The sequence below is a fragment of the Variovorax rhizosphaerae genome, from assembly GCF_037889975.1.
Lineage (GTDB): Bacteria > Pseudomonadota > Gammaproteobacteria > Burkholderiales > Burkholderiaceae_C > Variovorax > Variovorax rhizosphaerae.
The window spans coordinates 25,276-44,719 of record NZ_JBBKZT010000018.1 but is presented as its reverse complement, the minus strand read 5'-3'; the positions used below and the strand labels follow the sequence as shown (position 1 = coordinate 44,719).

Sequence of the window (19,444 nt, the reverse complement as noted above, 5' to 3'; positions counted from 1 at the left end):
TAGTGATGCGCTGGATTGCGAAGTCGTATCACTTCTCCGGCGCCGATTGCGACAGAACACGACCATCCGGCTGGGGCGCGCCACGCTCCGCCAGGCCGACCCAGCCGCCGCCCAGCGCCTTGTAGAGCGCCACGTTCTGCAGCAGCACATCCGCTTCTGATTGCGCGAGCTGGATGCGTGCCGCAAAGAGGTTGCGCTCGGCGTCCGTCACTTCCAGGTAGCTGGTGTAGCCGCCCTCGTAGCGCCTCCATGCGAGGCGCAGGTAGCGGTCGAGTGAACTCACCGCGAGCTTCTGTGCATCGAGCGCTTGCCGGCTGCTGCTGATGCCGGTGAGCGCGTTCTCGGTTTCGCCGAAGGCGGATTGCACGGCCTTTCGGTACTGCGCCAGCGACTCGCGCTGGGCCGCCTCGGCGCTGCGCACCTGGCCTGCGATGGCGCCGGCGGTGAAGATCGGCACACTCAGGTCCGCGCCATAGCTCCAGACGCGCGCCGCGCCGCCCCACAGGTCCGACAGCGTGCGGCTCGACTGCCCGAACGCGCCGGTGAGCGAGATGGTCGGGAAGTACGCGGCCTTCGCGGCACCGATGCGCGCATTGGCCGCGACCAGCGCCTGCTCGGCCTGCAGGATGTCAGGGCGGCGGTCAAGCAGATCGGAGGGCAGGCCGGCGGGCACTGGCGGTGCTGTCAGTGCAGCAATGGTGCCGCGCGAGATCGGCCCCGGGTTGCGCCCGAGCAGCGCGGACAGCGCGTTCTCCTGGATCGCGATGTTCTGCTCCAGCACCGGGATGTTGCGCAATGCCGTCGCGTACTCCGAGCGCGCCTGGCTCACCTCGACCTCGGACACCACGCCGCCCTTGAAGCGCTTCTCGAACAGGTTCAGCGCGTCCAGGCGAATGCGCAGCGTCTCGCGCGTCACCTCCAGTTCACGGTCGAGGTCGAGCAGGTGCACGTAGCCGGTGACCGTGGCGGCCACGAAGGACAGCACCGCCCCGCGCCGGAAAGCCTCGCTGGCCTGCAGGTCCGCGGTGGCGGCCTCCGTGAGCCGACGGGTGCGGCCGAACAGGTCGATCTCCCAGCTGGCCAGCAAGGTCGCCTGCAAGCTGTTGTACGGATTGATCTGGGGCGCGCCCGTGATCGTGCGCTCGCTTGCGCGGTTGCGGCTGCCGGCTGCGTCAGCGGCCAGTTGCGGAAACAGTGCGGCGCGCGTCGTGCCGAGCGCGCCGTAGTACTGGTCGACGCGCGCAGCCGCCGAGACAAGGTCGTTGTTGTTGCGCAGGCCTTCCGTGACCAGCGCATCGAGTTGCGCGTCTCCGAATTGCTGCCACCAGGCCGTGTCGGCGGCGGTCGGGCTGCTGGCTTGCAATGCAGCACCACGGAACTGCGCCGGCACGTCGAGGGCAGGGCGCTTGTAGTCCGGCCCGAGCATGCAGCCCGCGAGCAGTAGCGCAAGCAGCGGCGCAGCGTGTTCAATGCGGCGCATCGGACACCGCCTCGTCATCGGGTGCAGCGTCGGAAGCCGGCTGCTTCTTCTTGCCGAACCGCGCACTCATCGTCTCGAAAGCCCAGAAGAACATCGGGATGAAGAAGATCGCAATTACCGTCGCGCCCAGCATCCCGCCGATCACCCCGGTGCCGAGCGACTGCCGGCTCGCGGCAGAAGCGCCGCTCGCGATCGCCAGCGGAATGCACCCGAGGATGAAAGCCAGCGAGGTCATGATGATCGGCCGCAGACGCAGCCGTGCGGCGCTCAACGCAGCGTCATACGGTGACATGCCCTTGTGGCGCTGCTCGATCGCGAACTCGAAGATCAGGATCGCGTTCTTCGCGGCCAGCGCGATCAGCACCGTCAGCCCGATCTGGAAGTACACATCGTTCTGGATGCCCCGCATCCAGATCGCGGCAATGGCGCCGAACAGCGCGAAGGGCACCGCGAGCAGCACGCCGATCGGCAGCGTCCATTTCTCGTACTGCGCCGCCAGGATCAGGAACACCATCACCAGCGCAAAGCCGAACACCAGCCCTGCGGTCGAGCCCGCCTTGCGCTCCTCATAGGACTGCCCCGACCATGCATAGGTGAAGCCGGCCGGCAGCACCTCGCGCGCCAGCGCCTCCATCACATCGAGCGCCTGCCCGGAGCTGTAGCCCACCGCCGCATCGCCCGTGATCTTGGCGGCAGTGAAGTTGTTGAAGCGCGTGACGATGTCCGCGCCCGCCACGTAGCGGGTAGTGGCCAGCGCATTCAACGGCACCATCTGCCCGCTGCGGTTGCGCACGTACATGTTCTGCAGGTCGTCTGGTGTGACGCGGTAGCTTGGCTCCGCTTGCAGGATCACCTGGAACAGCCGGCTGTTCTTCGGAAACTGGCTCACGTAGAGCGAGCCGAACAGCGTCTGCAGCGTCTGGTACACCGCTTCGACCGGCACGCCCAGGCTCTCCGACTTGTCACGGTCCACGTCGACCATGAGTTGCCGCGAGCGTGTGTTGATGGTCGAGTTCACACCGCGCAATTCAGGTCGCGTGCGCGCCTTGGCGATGAACTCGCGCGTCACCTCCTCCACGCGCTGCAGCGAGGCGTCGCCTTCGCTCTGTATCCAGAACTCGAAGCCACCCGTGGTGCCCAGCCCCGGGATCGACGGCGGGTTCACCGGTACCAGGATCGCGTCCTGGTAGTTCGCGAACTCCCGGCCCGCATCGTGGATCAGCGCATCGGCCTTGTCGCCCGGCGCCTGCCGCTCCGCGAAGCCCTTGAGCGACACGAAGAGCACGCCCGCATTCGACTTGAGCTGCGAGTCGATCAGGCTGAAGCCCGGCACGCTGGCCACCGACTTCACGCCCGGCTGCTTGCTGAACCAGGCCTGGGCGCGATCGCTCGCGGCCTCGGTGCGATCGAGGCTGGCAGCGTCCGGCATGATCACCGCGGTGAAGATGTATCCCTGGTCTTCTACCGGCAGGAAGGAGGAGGGCACGCGCTTGAACAGGCCCATCATGACCGCGATGATTGCCACGATCAGGATCACCGCCAGCGCGAAGCGCTTGATGGCCAGTTGGACGGACCGCTCATAGCCGCCGGTCAGGCGTTCGAACTGCCGGTTGAACCAGCCGAAGAAGCCCTTCTTCTCGTGCGCACCCTCCTTGTGCGGCTTCAGCAGGATGGCCGCCAGCGCCGGCGAGAGCGTCAGCGCCACCAGTCCCGACAGCACCACCGACACCGCGATCGTGATCGCGAACTGCTTGTAGAGCTGCCCGGTAATGCCCGAGAGAAAGGCCACCGGGATGAACACCGCGCACAGCACCAGCACGATCGCGACCACCGGCCCGCTCACCTCGTCCATCGCCTGCTTGGCCGCGTCGGACGGCGACAGATGGAACTCGGCCATGTTGCGCTCGACGTTCTCCACCACCACGATGGCATCGTCCACCACGATGCCGATGGCCAGCACCATGCCGAACAGCGTCAGCATGTTGATCGAGAAGCCCATCGCGGTCATGCCGATGAAGGCGCCGAGGATGGACACCGGCACCGCCAGGATCGGCACCAGCGTCGCACGAAAGCTCTGCAGGAAGAGGAACACCACCAGCACCACCAGGATCACGGCTTCGACGAAGGTGTGGACCACTTCCTTGATCGACTCCTGCACGAACTCGGTGGTGTCCAGCGCAACGTCGTAGTCCAGTCCCTGCGGGAAGGTCTTCTTCATTTCCGCAAGCAGCTTGCGCACATCCTTCGCGACTTGCAGCGCGTTGGCGCCGGGCTGCTGGTAGATGGCGATCAGCGTTGCGGTCTTGCCGTTGTACTTGGAGCGGATCGAATAGTCCTTGGCGCCCAGTTCGGCCCGGCCGATGTCCTTCACCCGCACGATCGCACCCGTGCCCTGGTTGGAGGCGCGCAGGATGATGTTCTCGAACTCCTCGGGCTCGGTCATGCGGCCGGAGGTGGCGACCGGAAAGGTCTGCTGCACCGGCGTGGCGGTGGGTGACGCGCCGAGCCGGCCGGCGGCGTACTGCTGGTTCTGCGCGGCGACGGCCTGCTGCACATCGGTGGCCGTGAGGCCGAGCGAGGCCATGCGGTCGGGCTTGAGCCACAGGCGCATCGCGTAATCGGGCGAGCCGAAGATCGAGCTCTGGTTGGCGCCCGGCACGCGCTTGATCGCGTCCAGCACGTTGATGTTCGCGTAGTTCGCGATGTAGGTCGGATCGTTGCTGTTGTCGGGCGAATAGATCGCCACGATCATCATGAAGGCCTGCGACTTCTTCGCCACCGACACGCCCTGGCTGCTCACCGCGGAGGGCAGCGTCGGCAGCGCGAGGTTCACCCGGTTCTGCACGTCCACCTGCGCGAGCGACGGATCCGTGCCGATCTCGAAGTACACCGACAGCGTCATGTTCCCCGTCGAGCTCGACGTAGAGTTCATGTACATCATGCGATCGGCGCCGTTGACCTGCTGCTCGATCGGTGCGGCGATGTTCTGCGACACCACCTCCGAACTGGCGCCCGGATAGCTGGCGGAGACGGAGATCTGCGGTGGCGTGATGTCCGGGAACTGCGCGATCGGCAGGTTCACCATCGCCACCGCCCCGGCCAGCACCAGGACGATCGAGATGACGGACGCGAAGATGGGGCGGTCGATGAAGAAGTGCGAGAACTTCATCGTGCCCCCACCACCACCACGTCGACCCGACGCGCGTGTGCGGGCGACTTGCCACCCACGATGTCGGTCGGCTTCTCCATCGCGATGCGCTCGCGGGGTATACCGGCAGCGATGAGCGCGTCGCGCACGGCCTGCGCGCGCTCCTTGGCCAACTTGGCGTTGGCCTTGGCATTGCCGCTCGCATCGACGAAGCCGTGCACGGCGACGCGTGCGCCGGGCTGCGCCTTCAGCGAGGCGGCGACGGCTTGCAGGCGGGCGCGTCCGGTGGCGTCGATCGCGCTGCGGCCCTGGTCGAAGAAGACGGCGTCGGCGTCGGACGCGGCGGCCTGCGTGCCGGTGCCAGGCGATGCGGCCGGGGAGGGCGGACTGGCCGATGCGCCCGAGGTTGTGCCGCTGCCGCTTGCGCCCGAAGTTGCGCCGCTGCCGCTTGCGCCGGAGGCCGCCCCGCTCCCGGTTGCGCCCGAAGCCGGCCCACTCGCGCCAGCGCTTGAGGTCCCACTTGCGCCTGTGCCACCGCCGGAGGCCCCACCTCCGCTCGCGCCAGCACCTTTCGCCGTTGGCGTCGGCACCGATGGCGGCTGCAACGCAGCAACAGGCAGCGGCGGTGCCGCGACCTCCTTCGTCTTCACCGGCGCGCCGGGCGCCAGCCGCATGAAGCCGTCGACCACCACCTGCGCGCCGTCCTTCAGCCCGCTGCTCACCAGCCACTGGTCACCCAGCCAGTCGCCGGCCTCCACAGGCTGCGGCACTGCCTTGCCCTCGGGGCTCACGACCCAGACAAAGGCGCCGCGCGGCCCCTGCTGCACGGCCCGCTGCGGCACGACGATCGCATTGGGCCGCTTGAATCCGTACACCCTGACGCGCACGAACTGCCCCGGTCGCAGGTCACCTTCAGGATTGGGAATCTCCGCACGCAGCAGGAAGGTGCCGGTCTCCTGGCTGAATGCCGCATCCGCAAAGGTGATCCGGCCACGTGCCGGGAAAGTCGATCCGTCGGCCAGCAGCAGTTCGACTGTGTAGTCGTCGTTCGGCGCCTTGGTCAGCAGGCCCTTGGCAATCTCGTCCTTCCTGCGCAGCGACTCGTTCTCCGACAGACTGAAGTTGACGCGCATCGGGTCGAGCTTCGCGACGTAGGTGAGCACGCTGTTCTGCCCGCTGACGTAGGCGCCGTTCTGCACCTTCGCAAAAGACGAGAGGCCGGCCACGGGCGAGGTGATCGTCGCGTAGCTGAGATTGAGCGTCGCGTTGGTGACTTTCGCACCGGCCGCTTCCACCGCCGCGGTCGCGGCCTGCTCGTTGCCGGTGGCATCGTCCAGGTCCTTCACGGCCAGCGCGTTGTCGGCCACCAGCGGCTTCACGCGCTGGAGGTTGGCGCGCGCCGTGCTGAGCCGCGCCTTCTGCTGCGCGAGCTCGGCGCGTGCGGCCTGGAGGTCGGCGTCGAAGGGCTTCGGGTCGATCAGGAACATCACCTGCCCGGGCTTGACGAAGGCGCCTTCGTTGTACAGGCGCTTTTCCAGGAAGCCGTTGACCCGTGCGCGGATCTCCACCTGCTGCGAGCTCTCGGTCTGGCCGACGAAGTCGAAGGTCACGGGCACCAGCTGCGTCTTGACCACCTGCACCGCGACTTCGGCGACCGGGACGGGCGGCTTCTCGGGCTCCTTGCCGGAACACGCCGTCAACAAGGCGATCACAAGCAGCGCCGGGAAGGCGCCTGGAAATGTCTTGACGTGCAGGTCCATCCGCTCCTCCTCCACGGAAGATCCGGTGCCGCCTGCTGGCGCCGGGAGGACCGTGTGGCTCTTGCTGGGCCGCAAATGGTCGCTACTGGGGGAGCGATTGGCAACTGACCTTTGGGGCAACGACTGCCGCAGCAGCGTGACGAAGGAGCGGATCGCAGCGGCATTGAGCGCGCCCGCAGCACTTCCGACTGCGTTGCGCGGACTTCGCTGGCCATGGACAAGAGAACTGTATGCGCATACAGTGTCGACATGGATTCCCTTCCCTCCACCGTCTGGATCGCGGCCTGCGCCCATCGCCTTCAGCGGCACTGGCGCACGGTGGACCCTGATGTGCTCGAGGAGACCGCCGCAGAGTTGTGGCGCGACGAGCGGCTGCGCTCGATGGGGCCGACCGAGGCCGCGTCAGACTGGTTGAAGCCGCTGGAGGGCGAGCCCGCGGGGCAATGGGCCAAGCGGGGTCGCTAAGGCGCCGGCATGCGCTTCAACCACCCCAGCCCCTTCGCGTGCAGGCTCTGCACATAGAGCCGTTCCGCCGTCTCGGTGATGCTCGTCGCCTCGGGATAGGCGCCCGTCGGATCCTGCATGTTCGCCACCACCTTGCCGTCCTCCGTGAACGCCATGACATGCCCGTAGGCCTTGGGCACCGGCCACATCGCGCGCGGCAGGCGCAGCGACAGGCTGCGCAGGAAGGGCTTGTCGGCCATCCTGTCGACGGCGGGGTTGCGCGGCTTGACCAGGCCCGCCCAGATCTTTCCGTCGAGGCCACGCATGAGGTTGTCCGGGTAGCCGGGCAGGTTGTCGAACAGCACGCTGGCCTGCGCGACGGGGCCGGCCCGCAGGTCGAGGTCGCGCGCCTGCACGTCGATCTTCCAGATGCGGTACTTGCCCGTCTCCGCCACGAACAGGCTCTTCTCGTCCGTGCTCAACGCCACGCCATTGGCAAAGGACAGGCCGCGCGCGACGATGCGCGTCGCCTTCGTGGCCGGGTCGTAGACGAGGATGCGGCCGGTCGACGACTGCTCGATGATGTCCAGCACGCTGGCCTCGAAGGTGCCGCCCCAGTCCGCCGGTGCGAAGCGCGTCGAGGCATCGCTGAAGTACATCCTGCCGCCCGAGCCGGCGCCGCGCGCCACCGCCACGGCATCCGCATAGCGGATCGGGTCGCCGCCGACCTTGTCGGCCAGCACGCTGACCTGCTTCGCCGGGCTCACCGACAGCAGGCCCTTGACCGCATCCGCCGCGATCAGATTGCCGGCCGCGTCGAAGTCGAAGCCCAGCACCCGGCCGCCGGTGTTGACGAACACCTGCTGCGCGGCGCCGTCGGGGCGCATGCGCAGGATGTTGCCGCTGGCCACCGTGGTGTAGAGCATGCCGTCGGGCCCGATGGCGATGTGCTCCGGCCCTTCCTCGCGGCCGAGGTCGATCATGTTGAGGCTGGCCAGACGGTCGTTCACCGCGAAGGCACCCGTGTAGCCGGGTTCGGCGGGCGCCACCCAGGCCACCGGCGCCACCGGCACCGGCCACAACGCCAGATAGACGGCGAGCACCGCCATCAGCAACGTGAGCGCGACGAACACTTTCTTCAACATGCGCAATGTCTCCTATGTGGTGCCGGCGATTGTGGCGGCGATGGAGAATCGGCCCGCCCGAGACAACCCCCACAACAGCCCCAGGAGACCTTGATGCCCCGCCGTAGCGATTTCCGTTTCTTTCACCGCCTGCGCGTGCGCTGGGCCGAAGTCGACATGCAGAAGATCGTCTTCAACGCGCACTACCTGATGTACTTCGACACCGCCATCGCCGACTACTGGCGCGCGCTGGCCTTGCCCTACGAGGAATCGATGGTCGCGATGGGTGGCGACCTCTACGTGCGCAAGGCGACGATCGAGTTCAACGCCTCGGCACGGGTCGATGACGTGATCGACGTGGGCATGCGCTGCGCGCGCATCGGCAACTCGTCGATCCACTTCGAAGGCGCGCTGTTCCGTGGCGACGCCTTGCTCGTGACCTGCGAGCTGGTCTACGTCTTTGCCGACCCGGCCACACAGACCTCCAGGCAAGTGCCCCAGGTGCTGCGTGCCTTGCTCACGGACTACGAGGCGCGCGAACCGGTCTTCGAGGTCGTCGCCGGTTCCTGGGACGAGCTCGGGGAGGGCGCCGGCGCGCTGCGGCGCGAGGTCTTCATCGAGGAGCAGAAGGTCCCGGTCGACATGGAATGGGACGAGCACGATGCCGTCGCCGTGCACGGGGTGGCACGCAACCGCCTGGGCCGGGTCATCGCCACGGGGCGCCTCCTCAGCGAAGCGCCTGGCATCGCGCGCGTCGGCCGCATGGCGGTGCATCGCGCGATGCGCGGCGGCGGCCATGGCGCCTCTGTGCTCAAGCTGCTCGAGGACGCCGCCCGCGCGCGCGGCGACTGCGAGGTCCGGCTCCATGCGCAGCAAAGCGCCGAGGCCTTCTACGCGCGGCTGGGCTATGTGCCGAGTGGCGAGCCCTTCGAGGAAGCCGGCATCGGCCACATCGAGATGCGCCGGATGCTCTGACGGCCGAATCGCCCGTGGCCCTGCCCGGAAGTTTCCGGGCGGTGCGCAGACGCGTCCTGCATCGCCCAGCCCGGGTGACTGCTCCAATACATCCATCTGCTGTCACGCATCAAAACAAATGTGAAGACAAGAAGAAGCGCCCCTTGAGGGCGAGGGTTGGGAGGAATCTGATCCCCGGCGACGCAAGTCTCCGGGGATTTTTTTGCCTTCGCTCGCCATGCCATCGTTGCGCAAATTGTCAATTGCCGTCGGGTCCTTGATTCATGTAATTTCAAATCGCTGCCTGAAAAGAAGTTTAGGAAATATCCCGCACGACGCGCGGAATTTTCCAGTATGAATACCCCGACCAGGATGGTCCAATACATTTCATCAGCTGTCACCTCAAGCAAATATAAAAAGTAACGAGAGGCGCCCCGTGAGGGCGATATGGAGAGGGACCTTTCCCCGGAAGCGAGAGTTTCCGGGGATCTTTTTTTTCACCTGCCGCCACGGTGCAATGCCGGGCGAATCCATATCTCAGAATTCGCGTGAAGTATCACGTCGAATTATCTGAAAAATAAAAACTTCCCTCTGAAAACGAGAGGGCGCAGCAGAAATGTCAGCGCCCGTGTGCGAAGTTTCCCAAGCCCGGCTCGGACGCGACCTGCATACGGGAAAACCCGTAAAAGGTCCAATACATACATGCAAATAAACATTGCCAGCCACCTGAAAGGCCAGCGATTTTTATTTCGAAATCGCTGAAGAAATTCAGCCGGCACGTCACTTGGTCGGAATGACTGCCCCGAAAAAATCATCCGGCATTTTTGGAGTTAGCCAATCATGAACAAGTCATTCAAGAGCATCTGGAACGAGTCGCTGGGCACGTTCGTCGCCGCATCGGAAATCAGCACCGCCAAGGGCAAGTCCTGCCAGTCCGACAGCCGTTCTGGCGGCGGGCGCAATTACGTCGTCAGGCTCACATCCACCGTCGCCGCGTGCTTGACGCTGATGGGGGTGAGCATCCCGGCAGCGGCAAACACCTATACGGGAACAGGTGGTGCTTGCACGGCTGGCGCTTCGGTAGGTCCTGACGGCGTCGTGAGCTACGGCGCACCCGGAAACCCGGTGGACGGCAGTGGCACCTGGTCGAACGTGTTGGGTTGCGGCGCCACGGGCAACGGCCAATCCGCCGCGACGGCCCTTGGCGGCTTCGCCACGGTGACCGCCAAAGCCGGCACCGCACTCGGGTTCGCCGCGACGGCCGGGCAGTACGCCCTGGCCGCAGGCCTGCAGGCCAAGGCGGCTGGCACCTCCAGCGTGGCACTTGGCTACAACAGCACCGCGTCCAAAGACACTGCGACCGCGATCGGCGGAACCTCGAACACGGCGAGTGGCGCGGGCGTTCTGGCCTCCGGTGTCGGCGCCGTGGCGATCGGCGCCGACGCGACCAAGGGTGCACAGGCAACGGGTGATGAGAGCGTGGCCATCGGCGCCCAATCCGTCGCCAGCAACTACAGCGCCACAGCCATTGGCTTCAAGGCTTCGGCAGCCAATGGCTACACCACGGCGGTCGGTTTCCAGAGCCAGGCGACCGGCGACCAGTCATCGGCCTTCGGTCTCAATGCAAAGTCCGGCGGCGATTTTTCCGTCGCAGTCGGCAACGATGCCAGGTCAACGGGTTACGCGTCTTCCGCCTTCGGCTCCACTGCAACGGCTGCGGGCGCCAGCTCGACCGCCATCGGCCGCGATGCAAAGTCTGCCGGCGCTTCCTCGAGCGCATTGGGGCAGAACAGTTCTGCAGCCGGCGACAACGCGGTCGCGGTGGGTGTCAACTCTTCAGCATCGGTCGGCTCGGCGGCTGCCGTCGGCGCGGGCGCAAACGCATCGGGCACCTCGTCCGTGGCCTTCGGTGTGAGCGCCGCGGCTTCCAGCACGGCCGCAGTGGCTGTCGGCTCCAATGCAGCGGCTTCACAAGCCTACGCGGTCGCCATCGGCCAGGGCGCCAAGGCCCAGTCCGCCAACAGCGTGGCCCTCGGCTACAGCAGCACCACGTCGGCCAGCGCGCCGACCGGCACCGGCTACCTGACGAACTCGGCCGCACCGGGCAGCGAAGTGTCGGTGGGCAACAGCAGCATGCTGCGCCGCATCACCAACGTCGCCGATGGCGCGGCACAGCAGGACGCTGTGACCGTGGCGCAGCTGAGCACCAGCATCTCCAACATCAATGCGCAAGGCATCAAGTACTTCCACGCCAACAGCACGGGTGCGGACTCTGTTGCGACCGGGGCTGACGCGGTCGCGATCGGAAGCAATGCCACCGCCAGCGGGGGCGCTTCGTTCGCGCTCGGCCCGGGATCCCAGGCGCTGGGCCAGAATTCCGCCGCCATCGGCTACAACTCGCAAGCCAAGGCCGGTTCGGCGCTCGCCATCGGCGCAGGTGCTGTCTCCGCCGGGTCGAGCATTGCCATCGGCGTCCAGGCGCAGGCGGCACTCAACTCCACGGCCATCGGCCCCATCGCCAATGCGACAGGGCAGTTCGCCACCGTCATCGGCTACAACGCCAACGGGCGCTACGACAACAGCGTCGCCATCGGCCGCGACAGCGACACCGGCACGGTTGCGCCGACCACCACCGGCTACCTGACCAACCAGGCCGCACCCGGCAGCGAAGTCTCGTTCGGTCGGACCGGCGCCACCCGCCGCCTCACCAACATCGCCGACGGTGCCGCTGCGACGGACGCCGTAACGGTGGCCCAGTTGAGCACCAGCAACAGCAGCCTGTCGACCGGCGTCAGCACAGCGATGAGCAACGTCGCGTCTCTCTGGACCAATGTCAACGCCCTGAACGTCGAAACCGACAAGCTCGGCCAGACGACGGCTGCAGCACTGGGTGGCGGCTCGGCCTACGACCCCGTGACTGGCGCCATCTCGGCACCCGCCTACACGACCTACAACGGCAATGGCACGACGTCCACGGCCAACGACGTGGGCACGGCCATCAACAACATCAACAGCAAGGGCATCAAGTACTTCCACGCGAACAGCACGGGCGCCGACAGCAGCGCTACAGGCGTGGATACGATTGCAATCGGTACGAACGCATCGGCGACCGCGGCAAATGGGATGGCCATTGGCACGAGTGCGGTGTCAAATGGCGGCGGCTCCATTTCAATCGGCAAATCTACCCAGACAAACTATTCCGGCGTCGCGCTCGGGAATCAGGCCCGCGCGGTTGCCACCGTCGGCTCGGGTGTCGCCATTGGCGCACTGGCCAATGCTTCTGGCCCAGGCTCGCAGATTGCCATCGGCAACGTGGCGACAGCGACCGGCAACAACGCAGTGGCGATCGGCGGCAATCCGACTTCGACCGCGACCACGGCGACGGGCGACTTTTCCGTGGCCCTCGGGGCCAGTTCCATTGCGTCCGGCGCGAGTGCCGTCGCAATTGGTGGCAATGCAACAGGGGCCGCCAAGGCGACCAACACCAACGCCGTGGCCATTGGCGCTCAAGCGCTGAGCGGCGGCGCCAATGCGGTGTCCGTGGGCGTCAACGCACGCGCCAGCCAAGCCAACGGCATGGCAATCGGCACGAACGCCGTCGCCACCAACGCCAATGACGTGGCATTGGGCACCGATTCCGTGACGGGCGCGGTGCATACCGGCAACACGACGCTGATGGGCGCTACCGCGGCTGGCATCGCCAGTGCCACCGCCGGCGTCGTGAGTGTCGGCAAGGCCGGTGCGGAACGCCAGATCCAGAACGTCGCGGCCGGTGTCATCTCGAGCACCAGCACGGACGCAGTGAACGGCTCGCAACTCGCCGGCGTCACCACGGCCTTCGATTCGCTGTCGACCTCGACCGCGACCGGCTTCGCCGATGCAGACAACAAGATCAACTCGCTCTCGACCTCCACGTCGACGGGCCTGGCCACGACCAACAGCAGCCTCAGCTCGTTGTCGACCACCACGGCATCCAGCATCGGCTCGCTGTCCAGCTCGACCTCGAGCGGCCTGGCCAACGTCGCCAACAGCGTCAGCTCGCTCTCGACCTCCACATCGACCGCGTTCAACAGCTTCCAGGGCTCGATGTCCACCGGCATCAGCGACCTGAAGACGACGACCGACACGCTCGGCCAGACGGCGGCTACCGGCCTCGGCGGCGGCGCGACCTACAACACGGCGACGGGCAACATCAGCTCTCCGTCCTACTCGGTCTACAACGCCGACGGCTCGACCGGTTCGGTCAACAACGTCGGCGATGCGCTCGCCAGCATCAACGCCAACGGCATCAAGTACTTCCACGCCAGCTCGACCGGCGACGACAGCAAGACGACGGGTCGTGACGCCATCGCCATCGGTGGCGAAGCAACGGCCGGCAAGCTGGCCGTTGCCATGGGCTACCAGGCACAGGCTGAAGACGGCAACGTCGCCATCGGCAGCTTCTCGAAGACGAACGGCTACGGCACGCCGACGGCCGGCGCCAAGGTCGGCGACACGACCTTCGGCAACTTCGCAGGCAGCACGCCGTCTGGCGTCGTCAGCGTGGGTGACGTGGGCACGGAACGCCAGATCCAGAACGTGGCCGCCGGCCGCGTCTCGGCCGACAGCACGGATGCCGTCAACGGCAGCCAGTTGCACAGCGTGGCCACGCAGGTCGATGTGACCAACAAGAACCTGAACTCGCTCTCGACCTCGACGGCCGATGGCCTCAGCTCGCTCTCCACGTCCACCGCCAACGGCATCAACTCGCTGTCGACCTCGACGTCCGCAGGCTTCGCCAATACCGACAGCAAGATCAACTCGCTGTCGACGTCCACCTCGGCGGGCCTGGCCAGCGCCGACAGCAAGATCAACTCGCTGTCGACCTCCACGTCGACCGGCCTGGCCGATGTCGCCGGCAGCGTGGCTTCGCTCTCGTCGTCGACCTCGACCGGCTTCGCCAACGCCGACAGCAAGCTCAACTCGCTGTCGACCTCCACCTCGGCCGGCCTGACGACCGTCACCAACAGCGTCAACTCCCTCTCGACCTCCACGTCGAGCGGCTTCGCGACGGCCGACAGCAAGCTGAACTCGCTGTCCACCACGACCGCCTCGGGCATCAACAGCCTGTCGACCTCGACGGCCGCCGACATCGCATCGCTGTCGACCTCGACCTCGTCCAGCCTGGCCAACGCCGGCGCCGGCACGACCTCGCTCTCGACGAGCATCGCCAACCAGAACGCCAAGACCGACTCGCTGGGCAACGCCGCAGCCGCCAACCTCGGTGGCGGCTCGACCTATGACGCCGCCACGGGCAAGATCAGCGCCCCGGCCTACACCACGTACAACGCCGACGGCACGACCGGCTCGGTCAACAACGTCGGTGACGCTTTCGCTGCGATCAACAAGAACGGCATCAAGTATTTCCACGCCAACTCGACCGGCGCCGACAGCGTCGCCTCCGGCGCGGAAAGCGTCGCCATCGGCCCGAACGCCGTGGCCTCGCATGACCGCTCGGTCGCCATCGGCTCGGCCTCCAAGACCCAAGGCGCGGTGAACGCACCGACGGCCACGGTCGGCACGACCAGCTTCGGCTCCTTTGCCGGCGCCGTGCCCACGGGCAGCTTCAGCGTGGGCGATGCCGGTGTCGAACGCCAGGTGCAGAACGTGGCAGCAGGCCGCATCACGGCCGCCAGCACGGACGCCGTGAACGGCAGCCAGCTCTACCAGGTGGCCAAGGTCGTCGACCAGAACCGCGTGGGCCTCGATTCGCTCTCGACCTCCACGTCGACGGGTCTCGCCACGACCAACAGCAACCTCAACTCGCTGTCGACCTCCACGGCTTCGCAGATCGGCAGCCTGTCGACCTCGACCTCCACGGGTCTTGGCAACGCCAACAGCCGCATCGACTCGCTGTCGACCTCGACCGCGTCCGACATCGCCTCGCTGTCGACCTCCACGTCGACCAGCTTCGACAACTTCAGCTCAGGCCTGTCCACCGGCGTGAGCGCACTGCAAACGTCTGCCGACAAGCAAGGCGACACGACCGCGGCCGCACTCGGCGGTGGCGCCAGCTACAACGCCGCGACGGGTGAGATCAACGCACCGTCCTACAAGACGTACAACGCCGACGGCTCGACCAGCACGGTGAACAACGTCGGCGACGCGCTCGACAACATCAGCACCAAGGGCACGAAGTACTTCCATGCCAACTCGACGGCAGCTGACAGCGTCGTCACCGGCGCGGACAGCGTGGCCATCGGCCCGAACGCCGTGGCATCGCATGACAAGTCGGTCGCGATCGGTCAGGGCGCGAAGACCTCGGCAGCTGTGGGCGTGAGCGGCTTCTCCACGAACGGCACGGACTTCGGTTCCTTCGCCGGCGGCGCGCCGGTGGGCAGCTTCAGCGTCGGCGATGCCGGTGCCGAGCGCCAGATCCACAACGTCGCGGCAGGCCGCCTGTCGGATGCGAGCACGGACGCCGTCAACGGCAGCCAGCTGTACCAGGTTTCCAGGGTGACTGCCCAGAACCGTTCGGACATCTCGTCGCTGTCGACCTCCACGTCGGCCGGCCTGAACACGGCTTTCAGCGGCCTGAGCTCGCTCTCGACCGCCACGGCTTCCAGCATCGGCAGCCTGTCGTCCTCGACCTCGGTCGGCCTGGGCAACCTGGCGTCGGACCTGTCCTCGCTGTCGACCTCGACCTCGAGCGGCTTCGCCAACATGGGTGCGGGCCTCTCGACCGGCATCAGCAGCCTGCAAGTGGCGACCGACAAGCAAGGCCAGTCGACTGCAGCGGCCCTCGGTGGCGGCGCGACCTACGACGCAGCCACGGGCCAGGTCAGCGCACCGTCGTACACGACGTACAACGCCGACGGCTCGACCGGCACGGCCAGCAACGTCGGTGACGCGCTGAACAGCATCAACACCAAGGGCACGAAGTACTTCCACGCCAACTCCAACGGCGCAGACAGCAAGGCCCTCGGTGCCGAAAGCGTCGCCATCGGCCCGAACGCCGTCGCCGCGGATGCCAGCTCGGTCGCGATCGGCTCCGGCGCGCAGACGAAGGAAGCCAAGGCCGTGAACAGCGCCACGGTGGGCGCGCAGACCTTCGGCGGCTTCGCCGGTGCGACGCCCGCAGGCAGCTTCAGCGTCGGCAAGAAGGACGCGGAACGCCAGATCCAGAACGTGGCGGCAGGTCAAATCGCAGAAGACAGCACGGACGCCGTCAACGGCAGCCAGCTCTATCAAGTGGCGGCCAACCTGGACAAGGCCAGCGGCGACTTCGGTTCGCTGTCGACCTCGATGCAGACCAGCCTCGACGCCGTCAACGCCAGCGTCGGTTCGCTGTCGACCTCCACGTCGACCAGCTTCGGCAACGTCGCCAACAGCATCAATTCGCTGTCGACGTCCACCGCTTCGAGCATCGGCTCGCTGTCGACTTCCACGGCCAACGGCCTGAGCTCGCTGTCGACCTCGACGACGGCCAGCATCGGTTCGCTGTCGACCTCGACCTCGAGCAGCATCAGCGACCTGCAAGCCAAGGGCACCAACCTGGGTGACTCGGCAGCGGCCGGCCTGGGCGGCGGCGCCAAGTTCGACCCGGCCACGGGCAAGATCAGCGCTCCGTCGTACACGGTCTACAACGCCGACGGCTCGACCAGCCAGGCCGACAACGTGGGCGATGCACTCGACAGCATCAACACCAAGGGCACGAAGTATTTCCATGCCAACTCGACCGGCGCGGACAGCAGGGCCATCGGTGTGGACAGCGTGGCCATCGGCCCGAACGCGGTTGCCGGCTTCAACAATTCGGTCGCCATCGGCGCCGGTTCCCAGTCTGGCAAGGTCACGGTGGTCAACAACGTGACGGTGGGCAGCACCACGTACAACAACTTCGCCGGCAGTGCGCCGGTGGGCAGCTTCAGCGTGGGTGCCAAGGACGCGGAACGCCAGGTGCAGAACGTCGCCGCCGGCCAGATCGACGCCAGCAGCACCGACGCGATCAACGGCAGCCAGCTCTTCCAGGTGGCCAGCAACCTCGACAAGACGGGCACCGATCTCGGCTCGCTGAGCTCTGACGTGGGCAACCTGACGAACACGGTGAGCTCGCTGTCGAGTTCCACCTCGACCGGCCTGAGCAACCTGGGCAATGGCCTGGCATCGCTCTCGACCTCGACCTCGAGCAGCATCAGCGGCCTGGCCACCGACGTGGGCAGCCTGTCCACCGGCCTCGGCAACCTGACGGGCCGTGTCGACAACGTGACCAACCGCGTCGACGGCCTGGAAGGCGGCCTCAGTTCGCTGTCGACCAGCCTCAATGGCATGGGCAATGCGTCCGCTGCGGGTGTGTCGTCGCTGTCGACCACTGTCTCGGACATCAAGGACGCCGCGTCCAAGGTGACGAACAACCTGACATCCGTCGGCTCCGGCGCGGCGGCTGGCCTCGGTGGCGGCTCGACCTACGACGCTTCCAGCGGCAAGTGGTCGGCACCGAGCTACACCGTGCGCAATGCGGACGGCTCGACCTCGAACGTCAACAACGTGGGCGATGCACTCAACAGCATCAACCAGAACGGCACGAAGTACTTCCACACGAACTCGACGCTGGACGATTCGTCGGCCACCGGCGCCCACGCAGTGGCGATCGGCCCGCAGGCCGTGGCCAGCGGCACCAGCGCCGTGGCAATGGGCCAGGGCGCGCAAGCCACCGGCACCAACGCCATTGCCATCGGCAACGGCGCGGTGTCCAGCGGCGGCTCGCAAGCCATGGGTGCCAATGCCCGTGCCGGCAACAACGGCGTGGCCATCGGCGAGCAGACGGACGCTGGCGGCAGTGCGGCGGTGTCGCGAGGCACGGCCATCGGCTTCGGCGCGGTGGTGCAGGTCAATGGCGGCGTGGCGATCGGCGCGGGTTCGGCCGCAACGCGTAACGCTGGCGTCGCTGGCTTTGTGAGCGAGAGCGCGACCGACAAGCAGAAGGCTGCGGTGGCTGCCACGACCAGCACGCAAGGTGCCGTCGCGGTTGGCGGCGACGGCCAGACGCGCCAGATCACCGGCGTGGCCGCCGGCTCGGAAGACAGCGACGCCGCCAACGTGGCGCAGCTGAAGTCCGTGAGCGGCGAAGTGGGTCAGGTCGCCGGCCAGGTCAACGCGCTCCAATCGCAAGTCGGCCAGATCCAGGGCCAGGTGGCCGATCTGCAGAAGGGTGCCTACTCCGGCGTGGCCATGGGCTTCGCGATGTCCGGCACCTACATGCCGACCATGGAAGCCGGCGACAAGGCCGTCGGCGTGGGCGTGGGCAACTACAAGGGCTACTCGGCCATCGCCGTCAACTTCAAGGAGATGGCCAAGGACGGCAAGATGTCCTGGGGCGTGGGCCTGGCGACGACCGGCAAGGATGTGGGCGTCAACGCCGGCATCGGCTGGAAGTGGAAGTGATCCTCGGCTGACCTTCGGGTCTGGCGAATGAAAAGCGGCTCCTGCGTTTGCGCGCAGGAGCCGCTTTTTCGTCGGCGATCAGGAATCCCGGATCGGCCCGGTTGCGCCGCAGGCGCATCGGGGGTGGATCAAATATCCGCGAGCAGGGGATAGGGCAGGGGATCGACGGTCAGCGCCACGCCTTCGGGTCCACCGGCTCGCAGACCGCCGGCTTCCATCGCCGCAATCTGCATCGAGATGATGGCCGACCATTCGCCCGATGGCGACGCGGCCGACTGCACGACGGTGCCGGCCGGCTGTTCCGCATCGTTGGCCGCGAACACTTCCTCGCCCGCGGTGACGGGCGCGTCGGCGCGTACCACATAGGCCCGGCGCTTCAGCGTCCCGCGGAACTGGCTGCGCGCCACGATTTCCTGGCCGGGGTAGCAGCCCTTCTTGAAGTTCACGCCACCCACCGATTCGTAATTCAGCATTTGCGGCACGAAGGCGTCGAGCACTGGCGTGGTCAGCGTCGCGATGCCGCTGCGCACCTCGCTCCATTGCCAGAGGTTGGCATCCATTTCGGTGCCGGTCGGCGCGGGGCTGGCGACGGGTGCGATCCACAAAGCGCGGGGAATGCCATCGGCCGGATAGAGCGAAACCACGCTGGCTTCGCCGACCAAGCTGCGCAGGCCCGGCGCGGCAGATGCGTCGATACCGTTGCTCGCCAGCGCGGTGCCGGCCACGCCGTACAGCGCGAAATCCGCGCTGGCATCGCTGAGCTTCGCCTTGGCGCGCAGCACGTACATCTGCAGTCGCTTGAGCGTGGCCGCCAGGATGTCGCGGCTGCACACCAGCAGGATCGAATCGGGCTGCGGCCGGATGCCGATGAAGCTCGCGATCATGCGGCCCTTGGCGGTACACAGCGCGGCCAGGCGGGCTTGCGTGCCGTCGAGCAGGGAGAAATCCTGGGTGAGTTGACCGTGAAGGAAGGAAGCGGCGTCTGGGCCTTCGGCGCGGATCACGCCGAGGTGGGGGAGGGCAGCGATGCCATTGAGCACAACGGGGTTCATCGCTGAATTATCATGGCCGGCCCGCATCCGTTCACTCCGCAGGGCCAAGCGCTTTCCACTCC

General features: G+C 66.8%; 8 protein-coding genes. 3 read left to right on the top strand and 5 right to left on the bottom strand.

The window, feature by feature from the left end:
• Positions 1 to 28: 28 nt before the first annotated feature.
• From WKW82_RS30010 to WKW82_RS30000, 3 genes are read right to left on the bottom strand one after another with little or no spacing between them, the layout of a single operon-like run.
• Positions 29 to 1,480, bottom strand: a complete 1,452-nt coding sequence (locus WKW82_RS30010; protein ID WP_340346397.1) for an efflux transporter outer membrane subunit — start codon at positions 1,478 to 1,480, stop codon at positions 29 to 31.
• A complete protein-coding gene (locus tag WKW82_RS30005; protein ID WP_340346396.1) occupies positions 1,467 to 4,649 on the bottom strand; it encodes an efflux RND transporter permease subunit in 3,183 nt (1,060 codons plus the stop codon). Before WKW82_RS30005 ends, WKW82_RS30010 begins: the two co-directional genes overlap by 14 nt.
• The gene (locus WKW82_RS30000) at positions 4,646 to 6,388 is read right to left on the bottom strand and encodes an efflux RND transporter periplasmic adaptor subunit (protein WP_340346394.1); all 1,743 of its coding nucleotides are present in this window, start codon (positions 6,386 to 6,388) and stop codon (positions 4,646 to 4,648) included. Before WKW82_RS30000 ends, WKW82_RS30005 begins: the two co-directional genes overlap by 4 nt.
• Positions 6,389 to 6,637: 249 nt before the next feature.
• On the opposite strand from WKW82_RS30000, the gene WKW82_RS29995 reads away from it, so the two are divergent.
• Positions 6,638 to 6,853: a hypothetical protein gene (locus tag WKW82_RS29995; RefSeq protein WP_340346392.1), complete on the top strand. Its 216-nt coding sequence runs from the start codon at positions 6,638 to 6,640 to the stop codon at positions 6,851 to 6,853.
• Here WKW82_RS29995 and WKW82_RS29990 read toward each other — a convergent pair.
• Positions 6,850 to 7,977 (bottom strand): SMP-30/gluconolactonase/LRE family protein, encoded by a 1,128-nt coding sequence (locus tag WKW82_RS29990; protein WP_340346391.1) that lies wholly within the window; start codon positions 7,975 to 7,977, stop codon positions 6,850 to 6,852. The two genes, WKW82_RS29995 and WKW82_RS29990, sit on opposite strands and share 4 nt — an antisense overlap.
• A gap of 93 nt (positions 7,978 to 8,070) precedes the next feature.
• Here WKW82_RS29990 and WKW82_RS29985 point away from each other — a divergent pair, with 93 nt between their 5' ends.
• Together WKW82_RS29985 and WKW82_RS29980 are read left to right on the top strand one after the other, a co-directional pair.
• Positions 8,071 to 8,931 carry a YbgC/FadM family acyl-CoA thioesterase gene (locus WKW82_RS29985; protein ID WP_340346390.1) on the top strand — a complete coding sequence of 287 codons (861 nt, stop codon included), beginning with the start codon at positions 8,071 to 8,073 and terminating at the stop codon, positions 8,929 to 8,931.
• An 819-nt stretch (positions 8,932 to 9,750) separates the two neighbouring features.
• The gene (locus WKW82_RS29980) at positions 9,751 to 18,330 is read left to right on the top strand and encodes an ESPR-type extended signal peptide-containing protein (protein ID WP_340346388.1); all 8,580 of its coding nucleotides are present in this window, start codon (positions 9,751 to 9,753) and stop codon (positions 18,328 to 18,330) included.
• A gap of 128 nt (positions 18,331 to 18,458) precedes the next feature.
• On the opposite strand, the gene ygfZ is transcribed toward WKW82_RS29980, so the two are convergent.
• The gene (gene ygfZ, locus WKW82_RS29975) at positions 18,459 to 19,382 is read right to left on the bottom strand and encodes a CAF17-like 4Fe-4S cluster assembly/insertion protein YgfZ (protein ID WP_340346387.1); all 924 of its coding nucleotides are present in this window, start codon (positions 19,380 to 19,382) and stop codon (positions 18,459 to 18,461) included.
• Between the last annotated feature and the right edge of the window lie 62 nt (positions 19,383 to 19,444).